We start from the raw sequence: 22,158 nt of genomic DNA on the forward strand, positions 1-22,158 counted from the left end.
AGCGCCGATCCGATCGGGGGGCTTGCCGGGACGATCGTCGCCCGCCTACCGTTTGAACGGTGTTCAAAACCTATGACGTGCTCGTGGACCGGCTGCTCGACGGCGCCTCGCTCGACCGCGGTGAGGCCCTCGACGTCCTCGCCACGCCCGACGCCGAGGTCCTGCACCTGGTCGCCGCCGCGAGCCGGCTGCGCCGGGCGAACTTCGGCGACCAGGTCAAGGTCAACTATCTGGTGAACCTCCGGTCGGGCATGTGCCCGGAGGACTGCGGCTACTGCTCGCAGCGGCTGGGCTCGACCGCGGAGATCCTCTCCTACTCCTGGCTGCCGGCCGCCGACGCCGTCCGCGAGGCGAGCGCCGGGATCCGCGGCGGCGCGTCGCGGGTCTGCCTGGTCGCGAGCGGGCGCGGGCCCGGCGACCGGGACGTGGAGCGGGTCGCGACGATCGTCGAGGAGCTGCGGACCGAGCACCCCGGGATCGAGGTCTGCGCCTGCCTTGGGCTGCTGCGCGACGGGCAGGCGCAGCGGCTGCACGCGGCCGGCGTCGACGCCTACAACCACAACCTGAACACCGCCGAGTCCCGCTACGCCGAGATCTGCTCCACCCACACTTTCGACGACCGCGTCGACACGGTCGCCAAGGCCCGCAACGCCGGTCTGTCACCCTGTTCCGGGCTGATCGTGGGCATGGGCGAGTCCGACGACGAGCTGGTCGATGCCCTGTTCGCGCTGCGCGAGGTGGGCAGCGACTCGATCCCGGTCAACTTCCTGATGCCGTTCGAGGGCACCCCGCTGGCCGACACCTGGCTGCTGGACCCGCTGCGCTGCCTGCGCATCCTGGCGCTGGCCCGGATGGTCGCCCCGGCGAGCGAGGTCCGGATGGCCGGTGGGCGCGAGCAGCACCTGCGGTCGCTGCAGCCGCTGGCGCTGCACGTGGTGAACTCGCTGTTCCTCGGCGACTACCTCACCAGCGAGGGCCAGGCCGCCGAGCAGGACCTGCAGATGATCGCCGACGCCGGGTTCACCGTGCTCGGCGCCGATGCCGGGTCCGGGACGGCCCCCGCCGACGGCTCCGGCACCGCCCCCGCGGCCGACCGGTCCACGACCGCGCTCCGGTTGCGCGGCGCCGGGACGGCACAGGCCCCCAACGCATGACCGGGCTCACCGAGCGCGACCGCGGCCTGCTCTGGCACCCCTACGCCCCGCTCGACGGCCCCGCCCCCTACGCCGTCCACGACGCGTCCGGGACCCGGCTGGACCTGGAGGCGGCCGACGGCACCCGCTTCTCGGCGATCGACGCGATGAGCTCGTGGTGGTGCGCGGTCCACGGCTACCGGCACCCGGTCCTCGACGCCGCGATCCACGACCAGGCGGACCGGTTCAGCCACGTCATGTTCGGCGGGCTGACCCACGAACCGGCGATCCGGCTCGCCGAGGAGCTGGTCCGGGTCACCCCCGCGCGGCTGCAGCACGTGTTCCTGGCCGATTCCGGCTCGGTGTCGGTGGAGGTCGCGCTGAAGCTCGCCGTCCAGTACCAGGCCGCGACCGGACACCCCGGCCGCCGCCGGTTCGTCGCGGTGCGCGGCGGCTATCACGGCGACACCACCGGCGCGATGGGCGTGTGCGACTCGGTCGACGGGATGCACGCGCTGTTCCCCGGGCTCGTCTCCGACCAGCTGTTCCTGCCGCGCCCACCCGCCGCGCGGACCGACCACGGGAAGCTCCTCCCGGAGGCGGACGCGGCGGTCGACGCCTGGATCGCCGAGGCCGAGGAGCTCGTCGCGGCGCACGCGGACACGGTGGCGGCGATCGTCGTCGAACCGGTCCTGCAGGGGGCGGGCGGGATGCACGTCTACCCGCCGCGCTGCCTCGCGGCGCTGCGCCGCATCGCCGACCGGCACGGTGTGCTGCTGGTCGCCGACGAGATCGCCACCGGCTTCGGGCGGACCGGGGCGCGGTTCGCGGTCGAGCACGCCGGTGTCGAACCGGACGTGCTGTGCCTGGGCAAGGCGCTGACCGGCGGCTACCTCACCCTCGCCGCGGTGCTGTGCAGCGGGCGGGTCGCCGAGGCGGTCACCCGCTCCCCGCAGCGGGCCCTGCTGCACGGCCCGACGTTCATGGCCAACCCGCTCGCGTGTGCGGTCGCCGCCGCCTCGCTGTCGCTGCTCACCCCGGCGGTCACCGACCGGGTCGCGGAGATCGGCCGCGAGCTGTCCGCGGCGCTCGCCCCGGCCGCGGAGCTGCCCGCGGTGCGCGAGGTCCGGGTACTGGGAGCCGTCGGCGTGGTGGAGCTGGCCGGCCCGGTCGACGTCGGCGCGGTGACCCGGGCCGCCCTGGAGCGGAGCGTCTGGGTGCGCCCGTTCCGCAACCTCGTCTACACGATGCCGCCCTACGTCACCGGTCCGGACGAGATCGCCGCGATCGGGGCGGCCGTCACGGGCGCGATCGCGCAGGTGCACCGATGACCGCCATGACCGACTGGCTGACCCGGGCCGCGCAGGGCCGGGCCCGCGCCGGCGTCGTCCGGGCCACCGACGTGCGGCGCAACCCGCAGTCCCGGCCGGGCCTGCTCGACCTGGCCTCGAACGACTACCTGGGCCTGGCCGACGACCCGCGGGTGCGGGAGGCCGCCGTCGCGGCGGTCGGACGGTTCGGCACCGGCGCCCGGGCCTCACGGGTCGTCACCGGGACCACCGCCGGGCACGCCGAGCTGGAGCACGAGCTCGCCCGCCTGACCGGGCAGCCGTCCTGCCTGACCTTCTCCAGCGGGTACACCGCGAACGTCGGCCTGCTCACCGCGCTCGGCGACCCGGAGACCCTGTTCGTGTCCGACGCCCACGCGCACGCCTCGCTGGTCGACGGCGCCCGGCTCGCGCGGTCACCGGTGGCGATCTGCCCGCACGCCGACCTCGCCGCACTCGAGCGGCTGCTGCGCGAGCGCGCTGAGCCGCGCGCCGTCGTGGTGGTCGAGTCGCTGTACTCGGTGCTCGGCGACGCCGCCGACCTCGGCCGGATCGCCGCCCTGTGCGCCGAGCACGACGCGCTGCTGGTCGTCGACGAGGCCCACGGCGTGGGCGTCGCCGGGCACGGCCGGGGCGCGGTCCACGCCGCCGGGCTCGCCGGCGCCGAGCACGTCGTGCTGACCGCGACGCTGTCGAAGGCCCTCGGCGCGCAGGGCGGGGCGGTGCTGGGCCCGCCGGGGCTGCGCGCGCACCTGGTCGACACGGCCCGGACGTTCCTGTTCGACACCGCGCTGGCCCCGGCCGCCGCTGCGGCGGCCGCACAGGCCTGCCGGATCGTCCGCCGCGAGCCGGAGCGGGTCGCGGCACTGCACCGGATCGCCCGGGCGATCGCCGGCGCGGCGGGCGTCGAGCACGCCCCGGGAGCGGTGCAGTCGTTGCCGGTGGGGGCTCCGGAGGCCGCCCTCGACGCCGCCGCCCGGCTGTTCGACGACGGCGTGGTCGTCGGGTGCTTCCGGCCGCCGAGCGTGCCCGACGGCGTGTCCCGGCTGCGGCTCGTCGCCCGGGCGACCCTCGACCCGGACCGGGCCGCCGAGACCGCCCACCGGGCCGCCACCCTCGCCGCCGCGTCCTCCTCCGCCCTCACCGGAGCCCCCGGGTGAGCATCCTGGCGGTGACCGGCACCGACACCGGGGTCGGCAAGACGATCGTCACAGCGGCACTGGCGGCCGGCCCGGCCGCGCGCGGGGAGACGGTGGCGGTGTACAAGCCCACCCAGGCCGGGACCGAGGACGGCCGGGGTGACGTCGACGTGGTCCGCGAGCTGGCGGGTGTCGCGACCGCGGTGGAGGGGATCCGGCTGGCGCACCCGATGGCCCCGGTCGCGGCCGCACGGCGCGCCGGGACCACCCTGCCCGACCTCGCCGAGCACGTGGCGGCCGTCGAGGATCTCGCCGCCGACCACGACCACGTCCTGGTCGAGGGCGCGGGCGGGCTGCTCGTCGAGCTGGACGGGCACGGTCGCACGCTCGCCGACCTCTCCACCGCCCTGTCGGCCTCGGCGGTCGTGGTCTGCCGCAGCGGGTTGGGCACGCTCAACCACACCGCGCTCACCGTGGAGGCCCTGACCCGCCGGCAGATCGCGGTCGCCGGGCTGGTGATCGGTTCCTGGCCGGCCGCGCCGTCGGAGATCGAGCGCTCGAACCGGGCGGTACTCGACCACGCCTCCGGCGCAGGGCTCGACCGCGTCTCCGGCGATCTGCCCGGCCCCGCCTCCGGCGGCCTGCTCGGCGCCGTGCCGGACGGAGCGGGTCGGCTCGATCCCGCGCGGTTCCGCGCCGAGGCGCCCGGCTGGCTCCGGTCGCCGTTCGACCACCGACCGGTCGCACCACCACGATCCGCACGGGTTTGCTGCGTTCACACGAGGTCGGGTCCCGTGTGAACGCAGCAAAACCGTGCGGATCCTCGGCGCCGGGGCGGGGGCGTGCCTCGGGGCCCGCCTTATAGGGGTATCGAACGTGTGGTGGCCCAACATGTAGTGTTCGCCGTGCTGGTGGTTCACCGGTCCGCACGGGCCGGTGAGGCAAGAGGGAACCCGGTGCGACTCCGGGACTGCCCCGCAGCGGTGAACGGGAACGATCGCCGTCACGAGCACTGGGAGCCCGCCTCCCGGGAAGCGACGGCCAGTAGGCCCGTGAGTGGTTATCGAGGTCCTGACCGCGATTTCCACTCACGGGGCGGCTCCGCCGCCCACGCCCGTGAGTCCGAAGACCTGCCACCGGTGCGCGCACCGACCGGTGCGTGCAGCTCCGGGGCCCCGCGGGCGGGCGCCAGGGTGTGGTGGGTCGCGTCGCCGGCCCCTGCCTCCTCCCGCGCGCCGGGTCACGGACCGACGGCGACTCGCGAGGAGAGAGACCCGTGACCGCATCCACCGCTCCCCCCGCGCCGGCGCACGGCGTGGCCGCGACCGGCCTGCGCGTGATCCGGCGCGATGGCACCGAGACCACGTTCGACGCCTCCAAGATCACGGTGGCGATGACCAAGGCGTTCCTCGCCGCCGAGGACACCGCGGGGGACACCGCGCACTCGTCCCGGCGCCACCACCTCGTCGGTGAGCTGACCGACCAGGTCGTCACGGCGCTGCACCGCCACCCGGCCCCGGTCGTGCACGTCGAGCAGATCCAGGACCAGGTGGAGCTGGCCCTGATGCGCGGCGGGCACCACAAGGTCGCGCGCTCCTACGTGCTCTACCGGGAGCAGCACGCGCAGGCCCGCGGCGGCAGCGACAGTGACGCCCCCGCCCACGCCGCCACCGCCACCGCCACCGCACCGGTCGTGCACGTCACGCAGCCGGACGGCACCCGGACCCCGCTGGACCGCGACCGCGTCGAGACCGTGCTGGCTGAGGCCCTCGACGGGATCGACGACGTCGAGGCCGCACCGGTGCTGGCCGAGCTGGACCGCACCGTCTACGACGGCATCACCGCCGACGAACTCGCCCAGGGGCTGGTGATGGCGGCCCGCACGCTGGTGGAGCGGGAGCCGGACTACTCGCTGGTCGCGTCCCGGCTGCTGGCCGACCGGCTGCGCGCCGAGGCGGTCTCGCACCTGGTCGGCTCGCCCGCGACCCCGGACCAGGCCACGATGGCCCGGGACTACGCGTCCTACTTCCGGGACTACCTGCGACACGCCATCGGGATCGGACTGGTCGACCCCGAGCTCGCGACGTTCGACCTGGGCCGGGTCACCGCCGCGCTGCGCCCGGAGCGGGACCTGGAGATCGGCTTCCTCGGGCTGCAGACCCTCTACGACCGCTACCTGCTGCACGAGCGCGGCACCCGGTTCGAGCTGCCGCAGGCGTTCTTCCTGCGGGTCGCGATGGGCCTGGCGATCCGGGAGGACGACCGCGAGGCTCGGGCGATCGAGTTCTACGAGCTGCTGTCGAGCTTCGACTTCATGGCCTCCACCCCGACCCTGTTCAACTCCGGAACCACCCGGGCGCAGCTGTCGTCGTGCTTCCTCACCACGGTCGACGACGACCTCGAGTCGATCTTCGGCGGCTACCGGAACAACGCGCTGCTCGCGAAGTACTCCGGCGGGCTGGGCAACGACTGGACCCCGGTCCGCGGCCTCGGCGCGCACATCCGCGGCACCAACGGCGTCTCGCAGGGCGTCGTGCCGTTCCTCAAGATCGCCGGGGACACCGCGGTCGCGGTCAACCAGGGCGGCAAGCGCAAGGGCGCGGCGTGCGCGTACCTGGAGACCTGGCACATCGACGTCGAGGAGTTCCTCGACCTGCGCAAGAACACCGGCGACGACCGCCGGCGCACGCACGACATGAACACCGCGAACTGGGTGCCGGACGAGTTCCTGCGCCGGGTCGACGCGGACGGCGAGTGGACGCTGTTCTCCCCGGACGAGGTGCCCGACCTGCACGACCTCTACGGCGCCGCGTTCGCGCAGCGGTACCGGGAGTACGAGGCCGCGGCACTGCGGGGCGAGATCCGGGTGCACCGGACCGTCGGTGCGGTGGACCTGTGGCGGCGGATGCTGACCGTGCTGTTCGAGACCGGACACCCGTGGATCACGTTCAAGGACCCGTGCAACCTGCGCAGCCCGCAGCAGCACGCCGGGGTGGTGCACTCGTCGAACCTGTGCACCGAGATCACGCTGAACACCCGCGCCGGGGACGACGACGGTGAGGTGGCGGTCTGCAACCTCGGCTCGGTGAACCTGGCCGCGCACGTGACGCGTGACGGGCTCGACGCCGGCAAGCTGCGCCGCACGGTGACCACCGCGGTCCGCATGCTGGACGACGTCGTCGACATCAACTTCTACACGATCCCGGAGGCCCGCCGGTCCAACCTGCGGCACCGCCCCGTCGGGCTCGGGATGATGGGCTTCTCCGACGCCCTGTTCACCCAGCGGATCGCCCCGGGCAGCGACGCGGCCGTCGAGTTCGCCGACTCGAGTGCCGAGGCGCTGAGCTACCACGCGATCGCGGCGTCGTCGGACCTCGCGGTCGAGCGCGGCCGCTACGCCAGCTTCGACGGGTCGCTGTGGAGCCGCGGGGTGCTGCCGATCGACTCCCTGGAACTGCTCGCCCAGGCCCGCGGCGACGGCGAGCTGACCCTCGACCGGTCGTCCACGCTGGACTGGGGCGGCCTCCGGGAGACGGTGCGCACCCAGGGGATGCGCAACTCCAACGTGCTGGCGATCGCGCCGACCGCGACGATCTCCAACATCTGCGGCGTCGGGCAGTCGATCGAGCCGATCCACCTGAACCTGTACGTGAAGTCCAACATGTCCGGCGACTTCACCGTGGTGAACCCGCACCTGGTCCGCGACCTCAAGGAACGCGGGCTGTGGGACGAGGTGATGGTCGCGGACCTGAAGTACTTCGACGGCAGCCTGGCCGAGATCGACCGGGTGCCGACGGACCTCAAGGAGCTGTACGCGACCGCCTTCGAGATCGAGCCGCGGTGGCTGATCGCCGCCGCGTCGCGGCGGCAGAAGTGGCTCGACCAGGCGCAGTCGCTGAACCTGTACCTGGCCGGGCCGAGCGGCCGGAAGCTCGACGAGCTGTACCGGCTGGCCTGGCGCAGCGGCCTGAAGACCACCTACTACCTGCGGACCCGGGCCGCGACGTCGGTGGAGAAGTCCACGCTCAAGGGCACCGACGGCCGGCTCACCGGCGTGCCGAGCTCCCCGGCCGCGTCCGTGCCCGCCGCCGCCTGCTCGATCGACGACCCCGACTGCGAGGCCTGCCAGTGACCACTGTGGAGAACAACGCCGACACCACCGGCCTGGGTGAGATCGACCGCGGCGCCGCCCCGATCGACGCCGACGACAAGCGCATGATCAACGCCCGGTCGGACGTCAACCAGCTCCTGCCGCTCAAGTACCACTGGGCCTGGGACAAGTACCTGGCCGGCTGCGCCAACCATTGGATGCCGACCGAGGTCGCGATGCAGGCCGACATCGCGCTGTGGCGCACCCCGGGCGGCCTGACCGACGACGAGCGGCTGATGCTCACCCGCAACCTCGGCTTCTTCGCCACCGCGGAGTCGCTGGTCGCCAACAACATCGTGCTCGCCGTCTACCGGCACCTCACCAACCCCGAGTGCCGTCAGTACCTCCTGCGCCAGTCGTTCGAGGAGGCCGTGCACACGCACACCTTCCAGTACGTCTGCGAGAGCCTCGGCCTGGACGAGGGCGAGCTGTTCAACGCGTACCGCACGGTCCCGTCGATCACCGAGAAGGACTCCTGGGCGCTGCGCTGGACCCAGGCGCTGTCCGATCCGGACTTCGTCACCGGCACGCAGGAGAACGACCGGGCGTTCCTGCGCGACCTGATCGCGTTCTACGTGGTCTTCGAGGGCATGTGGTTCTACACCGGGTTCGCCCAGATCCTGGCGCTGGGCCGGCGGAACAAGATGGTCGGCGTCGCCGAGCAGTACCAGTACATCCTGCGCGACGAGTCGATCCACCTGAACTTCGGCATCGACTGCATCAACCAGATCAAGATCGAGAATCCACACCTGTGGACGGCGGAGTTCGTCGCCGAGATCCGGGCCATGCTGCACGAGGCGTGCGAGCTGGAGGTCGCCTACGCCCACGACACCATGCCCCGCGGGATGCTCGGCCTGACCGCGCAGACCTGCGAGCAGTACCTGCGGTTCATCACCGACCGCCGGGCCGAGCAGATCGGGCTGGCCCCGCTGTTCGGGCAGGCCGACAACCCGTTCCCGTGGATGAGCGAAGCGATGGACCTGCGCAAGGAGAAGAACTTCTTCGAGACGCGGGTGACCGAGTACCGCAGCGGCGGCTCGCTGGAGTGGGACTGACCGCACGACCGGTAGCGCCCCGTCCGCCACGGCGCGACACGTGATCGCCGCACGGGTGTCGATCGGTGCCGAGGATGGCACCGATCGGCACTCGGGAGACGATCACGGCTACCGGCGGGACCCGCACCCGGCCGTCGTCGGGCCCGGTGGCCTCCGGGCCGCCACGGCGGAGGGCAGGCGCACCGGATCGGCGTTCCGCGGAACGCGGCGCTGACGCCCGGCGGCTGGCCGAGGCGCCGATCTTCCGGGCGGTGTAGAGCGCGAACAGCTCGGTGAGGATCCGCGGGGGGCCGACCAGCCGTCGGAGAGCACGTGGCGTGACGTCACGCCGAAGGGTGTCGTCCTGTCGTTGTCCGGAGTGATCCGCCTGCCCTGTACGCGTGACGGACGACGGGTGCACTCAGCCCGCGTTGCGGTCACCGTCCGGGTCGAGCAGGTCCGGGTCGGGCGCGTCCCGGCCACGCCAGCGGGCGAGTACCGCGGGGTCGGCGCCGGCGTGTGCCAGCACCCGCAGCGCCACCGCCCGGGCGGCCCGGTCCGGCGGGTCCACCGGGCGGGGGCCCGGCTCCTCCCCGGCCGCGACGGCCCGGACGACCTCGGCGGTCACCGCCTGCTGCACCGGGTCGCCGAACCGGTCGAGCAGCCGGTCGAAGGCGGCCGAGCGCCCGGCGTCGAACGGGCGGGGGTGGCCGGTCAGGTCGGTCAGCGGGTGCGCCGGGTACAGGTGCGCGCAGGGCAGGAACCCCTCCGGCACCGGGACCGTCGCCGCGTGCGTGCGGTCGGCCCGCAGGATGTGCGGGAGCAGGTGGGTGTGCGGGCCGTCCGGCGAGCGCCCGTCCGGCGGCGGGATCGGGGCGTACACCTCGGTCCGGCCGAGCGCCGTCGTGAACACCCGGTGCGGGCCGGCGGCGACCACGGCGGCGTTCACCTCCGCGCCGTGCGGGCGCCCCTCGGCCGCGCGCAGGACGGCGAGCAGCTCCGGATCGGCGGTACGGATGCAGACGTCCACCGTGGGCGTGCCCATCCCGAGATCGACGAGCACCGCGTCGCGGTCGGCGGCACGCAGCGCGCCCCGGTCAGGCCCGAGCCCGGTCACCACGGTGCGCGCCGCGCCCTGCGCGGCGTCGGCCGGCAGGCACAGCGCGACGGCGTGGTTCCAGTGGTCCTCCGGGCCGACCGGGGTGCGGTAGGCGAGCGCGCGGGTCGCCGGCGGCGCGTCGAGCCGGATCCCGCCCCGGTCGGTGACGACGGCCCCGCCACCGGTCCGCACCGGCTCGTCCGGGAGCCGGACGAACTCCGCGATCGCCCCCGGCGCGCCCATGCTCCAGCCCGCGTCCGGGTCGGCCAGATGATCGGCCAGCAGCTCCGCGACGGCGTTCATTCCCACACCCTGCCTCTCCCGCCGGAGGGGTCGACGCCTCCGGACCTCGGTTGCATCCTCACCGCGCACCCACCCGGTCCCAGCGGCGTCCCCACCACAGCACCGTCCCGGCGGTCAGCACCACCGCGACCGAGGGCACCAGCACCACCTGCGGGGCCGCGAACAGGTACTCCCGGCCCTCGGCCACCATCGCACCCCACTCGGCGGTCGGCGGCTGCACGCCGAGCCCGAGGAACGACAGCCCGGACACCGTCAGCAGCGTCCCGGCGAACCGGACGCAGGCGTGCGCGAGCAGCGGCGGGACCACGTTGCGACCGACGTGTCCCACCAGCACCCGCACCGGACCGGCACCCAGCGCCACCGCCGCGCCCACGTACTCGCGACCGGACTCGACGAGCGCCAGCAGGAAGGTCTGCCGGGCGAACGGGGTCCAGCCGATCAGCCCGATCGCGATCATCAACGACCCGGCGCCGGGGCCGAGCGCGACGGCGGCGAGCAGCCCGAACAGCACGACGGGCAGCGCGGCGAGCACGTCGACCAGCCGCATCGCCGCGCGGCCGAGCGCTCCGGTCGCCGCGGCGGCCAGCCCGACCGCGACCCCGACCACGCCGGTGACCAGCACCGTCAGCACGCTGATCCCGATCGTGAGCCGGCCGCCCGCGACGAGCCGGGACAGCAGGTCCCGGCCGAGCTGGTCGGTGCCCAGCGGGTGGGCGAGCGACGGCCCGGCCAGCAGCGCGCCGAAGTCCACCTCGTCCGGGGCCGGCAGCACGGCCGGGGCCACCAGGAGCACGAACCCCACCAGCCCGGCGACGACAACCGGCCCCCGTGGACCCGTACGCCGCCCGGCGTGGTCCGGCTGACGAGTCCCGGAGCTCGCCGACCGCGTTCCGCGGAACGTTCCGGGCCTCATCGGGCGCGTTCCGCGGAACGCAGCACCGGGTCGGTCGCGACCGCCAGCACCTCGACCAGCACCCCGGCCGTCACCGCCACCGCGACGACCAGCATCGTCCCGGCCTGCAGCACCGGCAGGTCCTGGGCCAGCACCGCGGCGTGCAGCAACCGGCCCAGCCCGGGGATGCCGAACACCACCTCGACCACCACCGAGCCCCCGAGCAGCCCGGCCACGAACATCCCGGACAGCGCGGTCACCGACGTCGTCGCCAGCCGGGCGCCGTGCCGCCAGAGCACCGCGTGCGACCCGAGCCCCTTCGCCCGCGCGACGGCGACGTGCGGGCGGCCCAGCACGGCCGCCGTCTCGGCCCGGACCAGCTGCGCGGCCAGCGCCCCCGGGTAGGCCGCCAGCGTCAGCACCGGCAGCACCAGGTACTGCGGGCCGCCCCAGCCGACCGCGGGCAGCGCCCCGGCGTACACGGCGAACAGCAGCACCAGGCACGGCGCGAGCACGAACTCCGGCACCGCCACCCCGGCGATCGTGCCGGCCCCCAGGAGCCGGTCCAGCGGGCCGCCCGGCCGCCGGGCCGCGTACGCCCCGGCCGGGATGCCGACCGCCGCGGCGACCGCCAGCGCGAGCACCGCGAGCAGCCCGGAGACCGCGGCCGCGTCACCGACCTGTGCGGCGACCGGCGCCCGGGACACGTAGCCGAACCCGAGGTCACCGCGCAGCAGCGTGCCGAGCCAGCGCAGGTACTGCTCCGACAGCGGCGCGTCCAGGCCGACCGAGGCCCGGATCCGGGCCTCGGTCGCCGGGTCCGGCACCGCGTCGGCGGACCGGGCGCGCAGCACCGCCCGCGCCGGGTCGGTCCCGACCAGCCGCGGCAGTGCGAAGATCGGGACCGACGCCAGCAGCAGCACGAACGGCACCGGGACGAGCCGGCGCAGCAGCAGGGCGGTCAGGGCTCGGCGCTCCACCGTCGAGTCGTTCGCGAACGCAGCTCGGCTCAGCTCACCGGCGTGAGCTGCGGCAGCACCGGGTCGGTCTGCAGCGGGTCCGGGACGAATCCGGTCGCCCCGCGCAGCACCGCCGTGTTGAGCGGGTGCACCACCATCACGCCGACGGCGCCCCGGCTCAGCAGCTCGGCGGCCTCGGTGAACAGCCGCTGCCGCTGCTCGGGGTCGACGGTGCCGTCCAGCCGGTCGATCAGAGCGTCGTAGGCGGGGTTGCAGTACTGGTCGATGGCGTAGCTGCCGTCGCAGGTGTAGTCCGACCCGAGCGTGCTGGCCGCGTCCGGGAAGTCGGAGAGGTAGCTGCGCGAGTTCAGGAACATGTCGTAGCGGCCGGCGAGCACCTCGGGCTCCTGCGCCTCGTAGTTGCCCACCGTGATCTCGACCCGGACCCCGGCCGCGCCGAGCATCGCCTGGATGGCGTTCGCCAGCACGGGCAGCTCGGGGCGGTTCGGGAACGTCCACAACCGCACGGTCAGCGGGTTCTGCGGGCCGTACCCGGCCTCGGCGAGCAGCTGCGTCGCCCGCTCGACGTCCGCACCCGGCGGCGGGGTGGTCGCGCCCCACGGCACCGCGGCCCCGAACAGGTCCGATGCGGGCGCGGCCCCGCCGGCGAGCACCTGCTCGGCGAGCACCGGCCGGTCGATCGCGGCGGTCACCGCCTGCCGCACCCGGACGTCGTCGAACGGCGGTGCGGACTGGTTGAGCTGCAGTGGCACCGTGCGCGCCACCGGGTACTCGACGACCTCGGCGCCGGCCGAGCGGACCTGCTCCAGCTGGGCCTGCGGCAGCCCCTCGGCGAACTGGACGTCCCCGGCCTGCACCGCGAGCGCGCGGGCCTGTGGGTCCTCGACGTAACGCACGGTGACCCGGGCGGACCCGGCCGGCTCGCCCCAGTAGCCGTCGTTGCGGACCAGCACCGCGGAATCGGAGCCGTTGACCTCCTCGAGCACCAGCGGCCCGGTCGCCGAGCGCAGCACGTCCGGGGCGCCGCCGCCGGCGTAGGCGGCCGGGGCGAGGATCCCGAGGTTCCCGCTGGACAGGCGCACCGGCATCACGGGGTCCGGCTCGGCCGTGGTGATCCGGACGGCGTCGGGGCCGTCCGGGGCGACCGCGAAACCGATCCCGCGGATCGCCCGCGGCGGCGCCTCGACACCCGCGACGTAGCTCAGCGCGGTGACGACGGCGTCCGGTGTGAGCGGGGTGCCGTCGTGGAAGGTGACATCCGGGCGCAGCGTGAACCGCCAGGTGTTGCCCTGCTGCTCCCAGCTGGTGGCCAGCGCCGGCGCCGGACGGACCCGGTCGTCGACGGTGGTCAGGGTCTCCGCGACGCCGAGGGTCTTGAGCAGGGCGCCGTCGTCGGCGTCGAAGGCGTAGCCGGAGCGCGGCGGGAACGCCACCGCCACCGCCAGCTCGCCCTCCGGGGTGGGGGCACCGCCGCCGCCGGTACCGCAGCCCGCCAGCAGCAACGCCGCGGCCGTCGTCAGGGCGGCGAGCACGCGCGCCCCGGAACTCGTCACGATCACGACATACAACTACATCTGAGCAATTGTTCAGGCAATAGAACGTGAGGGATGCCCCCACGACGTCCGCCGTGACAGCCGGTCCGGCGGACGTCGCGGGAACGCACCGGCGTCAGCCGGTGGTCTGCGCGGTCGCGCGCACCCGCCGGGCGGCGGCGACCAGGTGGGTCAGCGCCTCGACGGTCTCGGGCTCACCCCTCGTCTTGAGCCCGCAGTCCGGGTTCGCCCAGAGCCGCTCCGACCCGATGTGCCGCAGCGCCGCGGTGAGCTGGCCGGCGAGCTCGTCGACGTCCGGCACCTCCGGCGAGTGGACGTCGTAGACGCCCGGTCCCAGCCCGCGCGGGACGCCCGGGCCCAGGTCGCCGAGCACCTCCATCCGGGACCGGGCCGCCTCCACTGTGGTGACGTCGGCATCCAGGCCGTCGATCGCCCCGACGACCTCTCCGAACTCCGAGTAGCAGAGGTGGGTGTGGATCTGGGTGCTGTCGGTGACTCCGCCGACCGCCATCCGGAACGAGTCCACCGCCCAGTCCAGGTACGGCTGCCGGTCCCGCTCGTGCAGCGGCAGCAGCTCGCGCAGCGCCGGCTCGTCCACCTGGATGATCCGGATGCCGGCGGACTCCAGGTCGACCACCTCGTCGCGCAGTGCCAGCCCGACCTGCCGCGCGGTGTCGCCGAGCGGCTGGTCGTCGCGCACGAACGACCAGGCCAGGATGGTGACCGGGCCGGTCAGCATGCCCTTGACGTAGGACGTCGACAGCGACTGCGCGTACGTCGCCCAGCCGACCGTGATCGGCGCCGGGCGGGACACGTCCGAGTGCAGGATCGGCGGGCGCACGCAGCGCGAGCCGTAGGACTGCACCCAGCCCAGCTCGGTGGTCGCGAACCCGTCCAGGTTCTCCGCGAAGTACTGGACCATGTCGTTGCGCTCGGGCTCGCCGTGCACGAGCACGTCCAGGCCGATCTCCTCCTGGAGCCGCACCACGCGGGCGATCTCCCGGCGCATCCGGTCGGCGTACTCGTCCTCGGTGATCTTCCCGGTGCGGTGCGCCTGCCGGTCCTTGCGGATCTCGGACGTCTGCGGGAAGGAGCCGATCGTCGTCGTCGGCACGTCCGGCAGGCCGAGCGCCGCGCGCTGGGCCTTGGCCCGGACGTCGCCCGCGCCGCGCCGGTAGTGGTCGGCGCCCAGCTCCACGAGCCGGGACCGCACGGCCTCGTTCCGCCGCGACGCCGCGGCCACCCGTTCCCGGGTGGCCTTCGCCGCATCGAACTCCGCGGCGACCGCGGCGCGGCCCTCGTGCAGCGCACGGCCCAGCAGCACCACCTCGTCGACCTTCTGCCGGGCGAAGGCCAGCATGTCGACGACGTCCGCGGGCAGCGCGGTCTCCACCGACAGGTCGTAGGGGACGTGCAGCAGCGAGCACGACGTCGAGATCTCCACCCGGCCCGCGACATCGACGAGCCGGGACGCGGTGGCCAGCGCGGCGTCCAGGTCGGTGCGCCAGACGTTGCGCCCGTCGACGACGCCGGCCAGCACCCGCTTACGCCCGATCCCCTCGACCGACTCGATGCCGTCGAGGTCGGAGCGCCCGGCGACCAGGTCCAGGGCCAGGCCCTCGACGCCGGTCGAGGCCAGCACCGGCAGCGCCCGGCCCAGCTCACCGAAGTACGAGGCGACCAGCACCTTCGGCCGCCGCGGCCCCGCGGCGATGCGGTCGTAGGCCTTGCGCAGGGCCGCGATCTCCTCGTCGGTCCGGTCCGCGGCGAAGGCCGGCTCGTCGAGCTGGACCCACTCCGCGCCGGCGTCGGCGAGCTCGGTCAGCAGGTCGCGGTAGACCTCGACCAGCGGACCGAGCAGGTCCAGCGGGCGGAAGCCCTCCGGTGCCCCCTCCGCCGGCTTGGACAGCAGCAGGAAGGTCACCGGCCCGACCAGGACCGGACGGGTGAGCACGTCGGAGCGCAGGGCCTCCGTGAACTCGTCGAGCGCCTTGCGGCTCTCCGGGGCGAGCCGGGTGTCCGGCCCGATCTCGGGAACCAGGTAGTGGTAGTTCGTGTCGAACCACTTGGTCATCTCGCAGGCCGGGGCACCGGTCCGGCCCCGGGCCATCGCGAACAACCGCTCGAGCGGGTCGGCGCCGATGCTCGTTCCCGCTCCGCTCCTCTCGGTGATCCCGGCGAACCGCTGCGGCACCGCCCCGACGGCGAGCGCGGTGTCGAGCACGTGGTCGTAGAACGAGAACGTGTTGCCCGGGATCTGGTCCAGCCCGGCGTCGCGGAGCCCGGCCCAGGTGTCCCGGCGCAGCCCGGCCGCGACCTCGTGCAGTGCGGAAGCGTCGGTGCGACCGGCCCAGAACGACTCGGTGGCGCGCTTCAGCTCCCGGTTCGGCCCGATGCGCGGGTATCCCAGAACGGTGCTTGCGGTACCCGACTCTGATGTGATCGTCACAACCCTCTCTCCTCGCGAGCGCGTGTGGCGGTCCGTGGCGCGGGGAGGAGACGAGGGCGCGGCCGGGCGGTCCGTCCGCCGGGCACACGATGCGCCGGCGGGCACGGCCGTGCCCGATCACTCCGCTCGGCCCTCCCGCGAGGCCACGGATCGGCGCGCCGGTCGGCGCGCGCACCGATGGCAGGTCTTCGGACTCACGGGCACGGGCGGCGGAGCCGCCCGTGAGTACTTATCGCGGTCCGGACCGCGACAAGTACTCACATGCCTACTGGCCGTCGCTTCCCGGGGATGGCGCTCCCAGTGCTCGTGACGGTGGTCGTTCCCGTTCACCGCTGCGGGGCAGTCCCGGACTCGCACCGGGTTCCCTCTTGCCTCGCCCACGACGTCCCCTCGCGGGGCCGCGCCGGCGAACCGTCGGCGGGACCGACCCTAGGCCAGAGATCCGGGACAGGCCACCCGAGCCGTTCCGGTGTCGTTCCGGCACGTCACCCCACGGTATCGCGCCCCGCGGGCCCGACACGCTCGCGCGTTCGCGGTGATCACCGGCCGGTGCCGGCCCCTGGACCCCGGGCGGTCGTCACGGACCGGTTTGGGCACCGATGGCGATCGGCAGGTCGACCCGCTGCCCGGCGCGCTGCACGCCGATCGAGGTGGCCTGCTGCGGTTCGGTCTCGCGCAGCGCACCGATCAGGTCCTCCACCGAGGTCACCGGTCGGTCCCCGAGCGCGACCACGACATCCCCGGCGGACGCCGGCAGCGGCTGCCGGCTCGCCGGGGACGACCGCGGTCACCAGGGCGCCGGACTCGGCGGCGACCCCGAGGCCGCGACGGATCTCCGGGGTCAGACGAGCCAGGCGGACGCCGAGATAGGGGTGGGTGGCGGTGCCGTCGGCGAGCAACTGCCCGGCCGCGACCGCCGCCGTGCCGCGCCACGCGCTCATCGCGGCGCCCGCGGGTCCGCCGGAGTGCCCGAGAGGTCGCCGACCTCCGGCAGCGGGTAGACCGCCGATTCCTCGGCCCGCGGCGGGAGGAGCTGCGGGTTCTCCACCGGAAGCTCCAGCACCAACGATCCGGCCCGGGCGAAGGTGAACTCCACCGGATAGGTCATGGCCGCCCGCAACGGCTCGGTGAGGCCCAGCAGCGAGATCTCGATCGCGCGTGCCCCGGGGACGGTCACCGAGGCGACCGCCCGGTCGTACCCGGCGACCAGCACCTCCCCGGCCGCGACCCGGGTATCCCCGGCGACGCGGGCCGACCGGGCGATCGGGCTCTGCACCTCGATCAACCGGTCCGGCTCCGGGACGCCGGGGACCGCCCCTGCCGCGTCGTGGACGATCGTGAGCTGCAACGACACGTCCTGTCCTGGCCGGTAGAGGGCGTCCCCGGCCACCGAGCGGTCGTCCGCCCCGAACTGGGCGTCACGGATCGCGATGCCGCCGACCCGGCCCTCGGCACCGTTGGTCATCGTCACCTGTGCCGCGGTCTGCGCCAGCTGGCCGGCACCGCATCCGCTGAGGAGAACTACCAGCGCACACCCGACCGCGACGACCGTCGTCCTGTACCGGCCATCGCGCATCCCGGCTCCCGCCGTCGTCCGAACGGCGCTGAGCGTAGGGCGACGGATGTAGCTGGACCGTGAGTTTCGGGCGGTCGGCGTGCCCGGGGGAGGCGACCTCACCCCGCCCCCTCCGTTCGTAGGGGTCTCCTGCCCGGACGCCCGAGGGGTAATCGCGATCACCCCTGTGCTCCCGGCCACAGCACCCCTAGCGTGCGGACCCGACCCATCCGCCTGCCGCAGAGAGGGCTGACATGCAGGTAGACGAGCTGCTCAAGCCGTTCCCCATCAAGGAGTTCCACCCCTTCCCCCGGGCGCTGATGGGCCCCGGCGCGCACGAGATGATCGGGCCCGAGGCCCTCAACCTGGGCTTCAAGAAGACGCTGGTGATGACGTCCGGCCTGCGCGGCACGGATGTCGTCCACAAGATCGTCGAGTCGATGAAGTACCACGGCCTCGAGGTCGTCGTGTACGACCAGGTCGAGTCGAACCCCAAGGACTACAACGTCATGGACGCTGTGGGCCTCTACCAGCAGAACCACTGCGACTCGTTCGTCTCCATCGGCGGCGGTTCCTCGCACGACGCCTGCAAGGGCGCGCGCATCTCGGTCGCGCACGACGGCCGCAACGTCAACGAGTTCGAGGGCTTCAACAAGTCCGAGAACCCGGCGAACCCGCCGCACATCGCGGTCTCCACGACGGCCGGCACCGGGTCCGAGACCTCGTGGGCCTACGTCATCACCGACACCACGACGGACCCGGACAACCCGCACAAGTACGTGGCGTTCGACGACACGTCGGTGACCACCCTCGCCATCGACGACCCTGTCCTCTACTACGACTGCCCGATCGACTACACCGCGCAGTGCGGCTTCGACGTGCTCGCGCACGCCTCCGAGCCCTACGTCTCGCGGCTGAACTTCCAGCCCTCGCTGGGCAACGCGCTGCACGCGGTCAAGCTCACCGCGCAGCACCTGCGCCAGGCCGTGTGGAACGGCCAGGACCTCGCCGGGCGCGAGGGCATGATGTACGCGCAGTACATCGCCGCCCAGGCGTTCAACTCCGGTGGCCTCGGGATCATCCACTCGATCTCGCACGCCGTGTCGGCGTTCTACGACACCCACCACGGCCTGAACAACGCGATCGCGCTGCCGCGCGTGTGGGCGTTCAACATGCCGGTCGCCTACGAGCGCTTCGCCGACATGGCCGACGCCATGGGCGTCGACACCCGTGGCATGACCAAGCCGCAGGCCGCCGACGCCGCGCTGGCCGCCGCCATCCGGCTGCTGCGCGACGTGGGCATCCCGGAGAAGTTCGCCGACGTCACGCAGGACTCGTACTCGAAGAACCGGCTCGGCCAGGGCCCGACCAAGTTCTACGAGAAGTCGTCGAGGATCGTCGGGGACTCGGCGGACGTCGACCGGATCACCAACCACGTCCTGGGCGACGCCTGCACCCCGGCCAACCCCAAGGAGTGCACCTTCGAGACCGTCCGCCCGGTCGTCGAGCACTCCATCAACGGTGACCTGGACGACCTGCTGACCTGACCGTCCGGCCAGTCCACCTGATCGATCGCACCAGCGGGCCCACGCCGCGCGAGTGATACTCGTGACGGGTGGGCCCGCCGGCTGCGGGGCCCGCTGCACCACCGCCGGTGCGGCCCGCGAAGGAGTAACCCAACGTGACCGACGCTGTCGTCCCCTCTGCGACCGACGCTGCTGCCGCGATCGGCGCAGGCGGCCCGTTCGAATCCGTCGACCAGGTCGTCGAGGCCCTGCGCGAGCACGGCTACATCGCCGACGCCCGCCTGGCGACCACCGTCTTCCTGCTCACCCGGCTGGACAAGCCGCTGCTGCTGGAGGGCCCCGCCGGTGTCGGCAAGACCGAGCTGGCGAAGATGCTGGCGCTGACCACCGGCCGCCGCCTGCTGCGCCTGCAGTGTTACGAGGGCCAGGACGAGACCAAGGCCCTCTACGAGTGGGACTACGGCAAGCAGCTCATGTACACCCAGATCCTGCGCGAGAAGATCGGGCAGGTCGTCGAGGACGCCCCCGACCTGGCCTCGGCCGTCGAGCGGGTCGGGTCCCAGGAGAGCGTCTTCTTCTCCGAGCGGTTCCTGGCTCCGCGCCCGCTGCTGGAGGCGATCCGTTCCGAGCAGCCCTGCGTGCTGCTGATCGACGAGGTCGACCGCGCCGACGAGGCACTCGAGGCCGTGCTGCTGGAGACCCTGGGCGAGTACCAGATCTCGGTGCCCGAGGTCGGGACCTTCACCGCGAAGCACCGCCCCTACGTGCTGCTGACCTCGAACAACACCCGTGATCTGGCCGCCGCGCTGAAGCGTCGCTGCCTGCACCTGTTCCTGGACTACCCGTCCGCGGCGCGCGAGCTGGAGATCGTCCGCTCGAAGAAGACCGGGCTGTCCGACCAGCTGGCCGAGGAGCTCGTCACCGTCGTGCGCGGGCTGCGCGAGCTGGAGCTGCGCAAGTCGCCGTCGATCTCCGAGACGATCGACTGGGCCCGCACGCTGGCGGTGCTCGGCGTCGACGAGCTGAACTCGCAGATCCTCTCCGACACCGTCTCGGTCGTCGTGAAGTACGACAAGGACGTCAAGAAGGCCATGGACGCGATCCCGCACCTGGTCGACCCGAACGCGGTCGTCGACGACGACCACGGACACGGCCACGGGCACGGGCACGGGCACGACGGGGGCCACTCGCACGACGAACCCGCGCCCGCCCCTACCCCCGCTCCTGCCCCGACCGCCCGGCCCGCGGCGTCCGACGACCCGGACGACGGCGACGTCGACGGCCGGTCCAAGCGGGCCGCGAAGGACGAGCCGGGACGGCACCCGGTCTACGGCGGGGTCACCTCCGGCAGCAGCACCCGCCCGCGTCCGGTGAGCCCCGGCCAGGGGTCGCGCTCGTTCGGCGGCACCCGCAGGCGCCCGATCTGAGCCGGAGGTACTCGTGGAAGCCAGCATCCACCGCTTCGTGCGGCTGCTGCGGATCCGGGCGGTACGCATCTCGGTGTCCGAGGCACTGGACGCGATGGCCTGCGCCGCCCAGCCGGGCGTGCTGTCGGACAGGTCCGTGCTGAAGGAGGCACTGCGCGTCGCGCTGATCAAGGACCGGCGTGACGAGGCCACCTACGACGAGGTCTTCGACCTGTTCTTCTCGCTGGTCAAGGTCGGTGAGCAGGAGACCGGTCACGGCCATGGGCACGGTCACGGGGACATGACCGACGACACGCCGCTGGAGGACTTCACGCTCTCCGAGGAGCCGTCGGAGACCCCGCAGGAGGGGCACGACCACGGCGCCCCGGTCGACATCAAGGAGTTCTTCGACCCGCAGGACCTGGCCGAGCAGTACAACCTGCACCAGGAGGCCAACAAGATCGACATCGCGTCGATGACGGACGAGATCGTGCTATCCAAGGAGCAGGCGAACGACGCCACCGACGGCCAGCGGGTCCAGATCGAGACCGACCGGTTCTCCGGCGGCGGGATCCCGGGCGAGATCTCCCAGCAGCAGGGCACCCAGGTCGACGCCGACCTGTCGGTCGCCCAGCAGGACGCGCTGCTGGGCTGGCTGAACTCGGAGGAGGACGCGCTCTCCGAGGCCGAGCAGGGCACCGAGGACGACGCGGCGGCCCTGCGCCGGCGGCTCACCGGGGTGCTGGAGAACCTGCCGGAGATGCTCAAGGCGCACCTGGAGAAGCTGCTCGAGATCGAGCAACGGATCGTCGAGGGCCACGACGACTCCGATCGGGCGGCCGAGGTCGACCGCGCCTCGGAGACCGAGCGGATGCAGCTGGAGGACTCGCTGCGCCGCCTCGCGAAGTCGCTGCACGGCGCGCTGACCCACCGGCGCCGGGTGTCCCCGCGCGGGCGGATCGACTCGGCCCGCACGATGCGCAGGAACATGCGCTACGACGGGGTGCCGTTCAACCCGGTCACGGTGCAGCGGCAGGAGGACAAACCGCGCCTGGTGGTGCTGGCCGACGTCTCGCTGTCGGTGCGGGCCACCGCCCGGTTCACCCTGCACCTGGTGCACGGCCTGCAGGACCTGTTCGGGCAGGTGCGCTCGTTCGCATTCGTCGCCGACCTGGTCGAGGTCACCGAGCTGTTCGCCGACCACCCCGTCGAGCACGCCCTCGGGCTGATCTTCGGCGGCGACCAGCTCGACGTCGACGCCAACTCGCACTACGGGCTGGCGTTCGGCCAGTTCCTGTCCGACCACGGCTCGGCCGTCACCCGGCGGACCACGGTGCTGATCCTCGGCGACGGCCGGGGCAACGGGAACGACCCGAACATGGAGGCGTTCGTCGAGATCACCCGGCGGGCCCGGGAGACGATCTGGCTGACCCCGGAACCGCGCTACTCGTGGGGCCTGGGCCGCTGCGACCTCCCGGCCTACGCCGAGCACTGCGACCGCGTCCGCGTCGTCCGCGACCTCTCCGGCCTGGAGAGCACCACCAACGAGATGGCCGGCGAGCTGATCGGCCGGTAGGGCCTGCGGCCCGTGAGTGGTTGTCGCGGTCCGAG

Annotated in this window: 15 protein-coding genes, 1 pseudogene and 2 riboswitches; of the genes and pseudogenes, 9 read left to right on the top strand and 7 right to left on the bottom strand. The window is 73.4% G+C overall.

Annotated features, from left to right (window positions below):
* The first annotated feature begins 59 nt into the window (after window positions 1–59).
* From bioB to ACLFMI_RS07820, 6 genes are all read left to right on the top strand, one after another.
* Window positions 60–1,154, top strand: a complete 1,095-nt coding sequence (gene bioB, locus ACLFMI_RS07795) for a biotin synthase BioB (protein WP_410947056.1) — start codon at window positions 60–62, stop codon at window positions 1,152–1,154.
* Window positions 1,151–2,464, top strand: coding sequence for an adenosylmethionine--8-amino-7-oxononanoate transaminase (gene bioA, locus ACLFMI_RS07800; protein WP_410947057.1), 1,314 nt, complete (start codon window positions 1,151–1,153; stop codon window positions 2,462–2,464). Before bioB ends, bioA begins: the two co-directional genes overlap by 4 nt.
* A complete protein-coding gene (locus ACLFMI_RS07805; RefSeq protein WP_410947058.1) occupies window positions 2,461–3,621 on the top strand; it encodes an 8-amino-7-oxononanoate synthase in 1,161 nt (386 codons plus the stop codon). The genes bioA and ACLFMI_RS07805 overlap by 4 nt, the downstream gene beginning before the upstream one ends.
* Window positions 3,618–4,400, top strand: a complete 783-nt coding sequence (gene bioD, locus ACLFMI_RS07810) for a dethiobiotin synthase (RefSeq protein ID WP_410947059.1) — start codon at window positions 3,618–3,620, stop codon at window positions 4,398–4,400. The genes ACLFMI_RS07805 and bioD overlap by 4 nt, the downstream gene beginning before the upstream one ends.
* A gap of 95 nt (window positions 4,401–4,495) precedes the next feature.
* Window positions 4,496–4,752, top strand: a riboswitch (cobalamin riboswitch).
* Window positions 4,753–4,876: 124 nt separating this feature from the next.
* A complete protein-coding gene (locus ACLFMI_RS07815) occupies window positions 4,877–7,732 on the top strand; it encodes a ribonucleoside-diphosphate reductase subunit alpha (protein WP_410947060.1) in 2,856 nt (951 codons plus the stop codon).
* Entirely contained in the window at window positions 7,729–8,805 is a 1,077-nt protein-coding gene (locus ACLFMI_RS07820; protein WP_410947061.1) for a ribonucleotide-diphosphate reductase subunit beta, read from the top strand. Before ACLFMI_RS07815 ends, ACLFMI_RS07820 begins: the two co-directional genes overlap by 4 nt.
* Window positions 8,806–9,205: 400 nt before the next feature.
* Here ACLFMI_RS07820 and ACLFMI_RS07825 read toward each other — a convergent pair whose 3' ends face one another.
* The 7 genes and pseudogenes from ACLFMI_RS07825 to ACLFMI_RS07855 form a co-directional block, all read right to left on the bottom strand.
* Window positions 9,206–10,186 carry a DUF6925 family protein gene (locus tag ACLFMI_RS07825; protein WP_410947062.1) on the bottom strand — a complete coding sequence of 327 codons (981 nt, stop codon included), beginning with the start codon at window positions 10,184–10,186 and terminating at the stop codon, window positions 9,206–9,208.
* A gap of 58 nt (window positions 10,187–10,244) precedes the next feature.
* On the bottom strand, window positions 10,245–10,988 hold the full coding sequence (locus ACLFMI_RS07830) for an ABC transporter permease (RefSeq protein WP_410947063.1): 744 nt from the start codon (window positions 10,986–10,988) through the stop codon (window positions 10,245–10,247).
* 107 nt (window positions 10,989–11,095) lie between these two features.
* The gene (locus ACLFMI_RS07835; RefSeq protein ID WP_410947064.1) at window positions 11,096–12,058 is read right to left on the bottom strand and encodes an ABC transporter permease; all 963 of its coding nucleotides are present in this window, start codon (window positions 12,056–12,058) and stop codon (window positions 11,096–11,098) included.
* Window positions 12,059–12,087: 29 nt separating this feature from the next.
* Complete coding sequence (locus ACLFMI_RS07840) at window positions 12,088–13,611, bottom strand: ABC transporter substrate-binding protein (RefSeq protein WP_410947065.1); 1,524 nt, start codon at window positions 13,609–13,611, stop codon at window positions 12,088–12,090.
* A gap of 115 nt (window positions 13,612–13,726) precedes the next feature.
* Window positions 13,727–16,060, bottom strand: coding sequence for a 5-methyltetrahydropteroyltriglutamate--homocysteine S-methyltransferase (metE, locus tag ACLFMI_RS07845; protein ID WP_410947066.1), 2,334 nt, complete (start codon window positions 16,058–16,060; stop codon window positions 13,727–13,729).
* Between the two features lie 182 nt (window positions 16,061–16,242).
* Window positions 16,243–16,427: riboswitch (cobalamin riboswitch) on the bottom strand.
* A 210-nt stretch (window positions 16,428–16,637) separates the two neighbouring features.
* Window positions 16,638–16,826, bottom strand: a pseudogene (locus ACLFMI_RS07850) (PDZ domain-containing protein); the annotation flags it as partial.
* Between the two features lie 171 nt (window positions 16,827–16,997).
* Window positions 16,998–17,525 (bottom strand): copper chaperone PCu(A)C, encoded by a 528-nt coding sequence (locus tag ACLFMI_RS07855; RefSeq protein ID WP_410947067.1) that lies wholly within the window; start codon window positions 17,523–17,525, stop codon window positions 16,998–17,000.
* A 344-nt stretch (window positions 17,526–17,869) separates the two neighbouring features.
* On the opposite strand from ACLFMI_RS07855, the gene mdo reads away from it, so the two are divergent.
* From mdo to ACLFMI_RS07870, 3 genes are all read left to right on the top strand, one after another.
* Window positions 17,870–19,162, top strand: coding sequence for an NDMA-dependent methanol dehydrogenase (mdo, locus tag ACLFMI_RS07860; RefSeq protein WP_410947068.1), 1,293 nt, complete (start codon window positions 17,870–17,872; stop codon window positions 19,160–19,162).
* Window positions 19,163–19,296: 134 nt separating this feature from the next.
* Complete coding sequence (locus ACLFMI_RS07865) at window positions 19,297–20,568, top strand: AAA family ATPase (RefSeq protein WP_410947069.1); 1,272 nt, start codon at window positions 19,297–19,299, stop codon at window positions 20,566–20,568.
* 13 nt (window positions 20,569–20,581) lie between these two features.
* Window positions 20,582–22,123 carry a VWA domain-containing protein gene (locus ACLFMI_RS07870; RefSeq protein WP_410947070.1) on the top strand — a complete coding sequence of 514 codons (1,542 nt, stop codon included), beginning with the start codon at window positions 20,582–20,584 and terminating at the stop codon, window positions 22,121–22,123.
* Window positions 22,124–22,158: the final 35 nt, after the last annotated feature.

It is taken from the genome of Pseudonocardia nantongensis (assembly GCF_046546495.1).
Lineage (GTDB): Bacteria > Actinomycetota > Actinomycetes > Mycobacteriales > Pseudonocardiaceae > Pseudonocardia > Pseudonocardia nantongensis.

Coding starts and splice junctions, on each gene's coding strand:
- bioA (WP_410947057.1), top strand. CDS start 1,151: ATGACCGGGCTCACCGAGCGCGACCGCGGCCTGCTCTGGCACCCCTAC.
- ACLFMI_RS07805 (WP_410947058.1), top strand. CDS start 2,461: ATGACCGCCATGACCGACTGGCTGACCCGGGCCGCGCAGGGCCGGGCC.
- ACLFMI_RS07825 (WP_410947062.1), bottom strand. CDS start 10,186: ATGAACGCCGTCGCGGAGCTGCTGGCCGATCATCTGGCCGACCCGGAC.
- ACLFMI_RS07855 (WP_410947067.1), bottom strand. CDS start 17,525: ATGACCAACGGTGCCGAGGGCCGGGTCGGCGGCATCGCGATCCGTGAC.
- mdo (WP_410947068.1), top strand. CDS start 17,870: ATGCAGGTAGACGAGCTGCTCAAGCCGTTCCCCATCAAGGAGTTCCAC.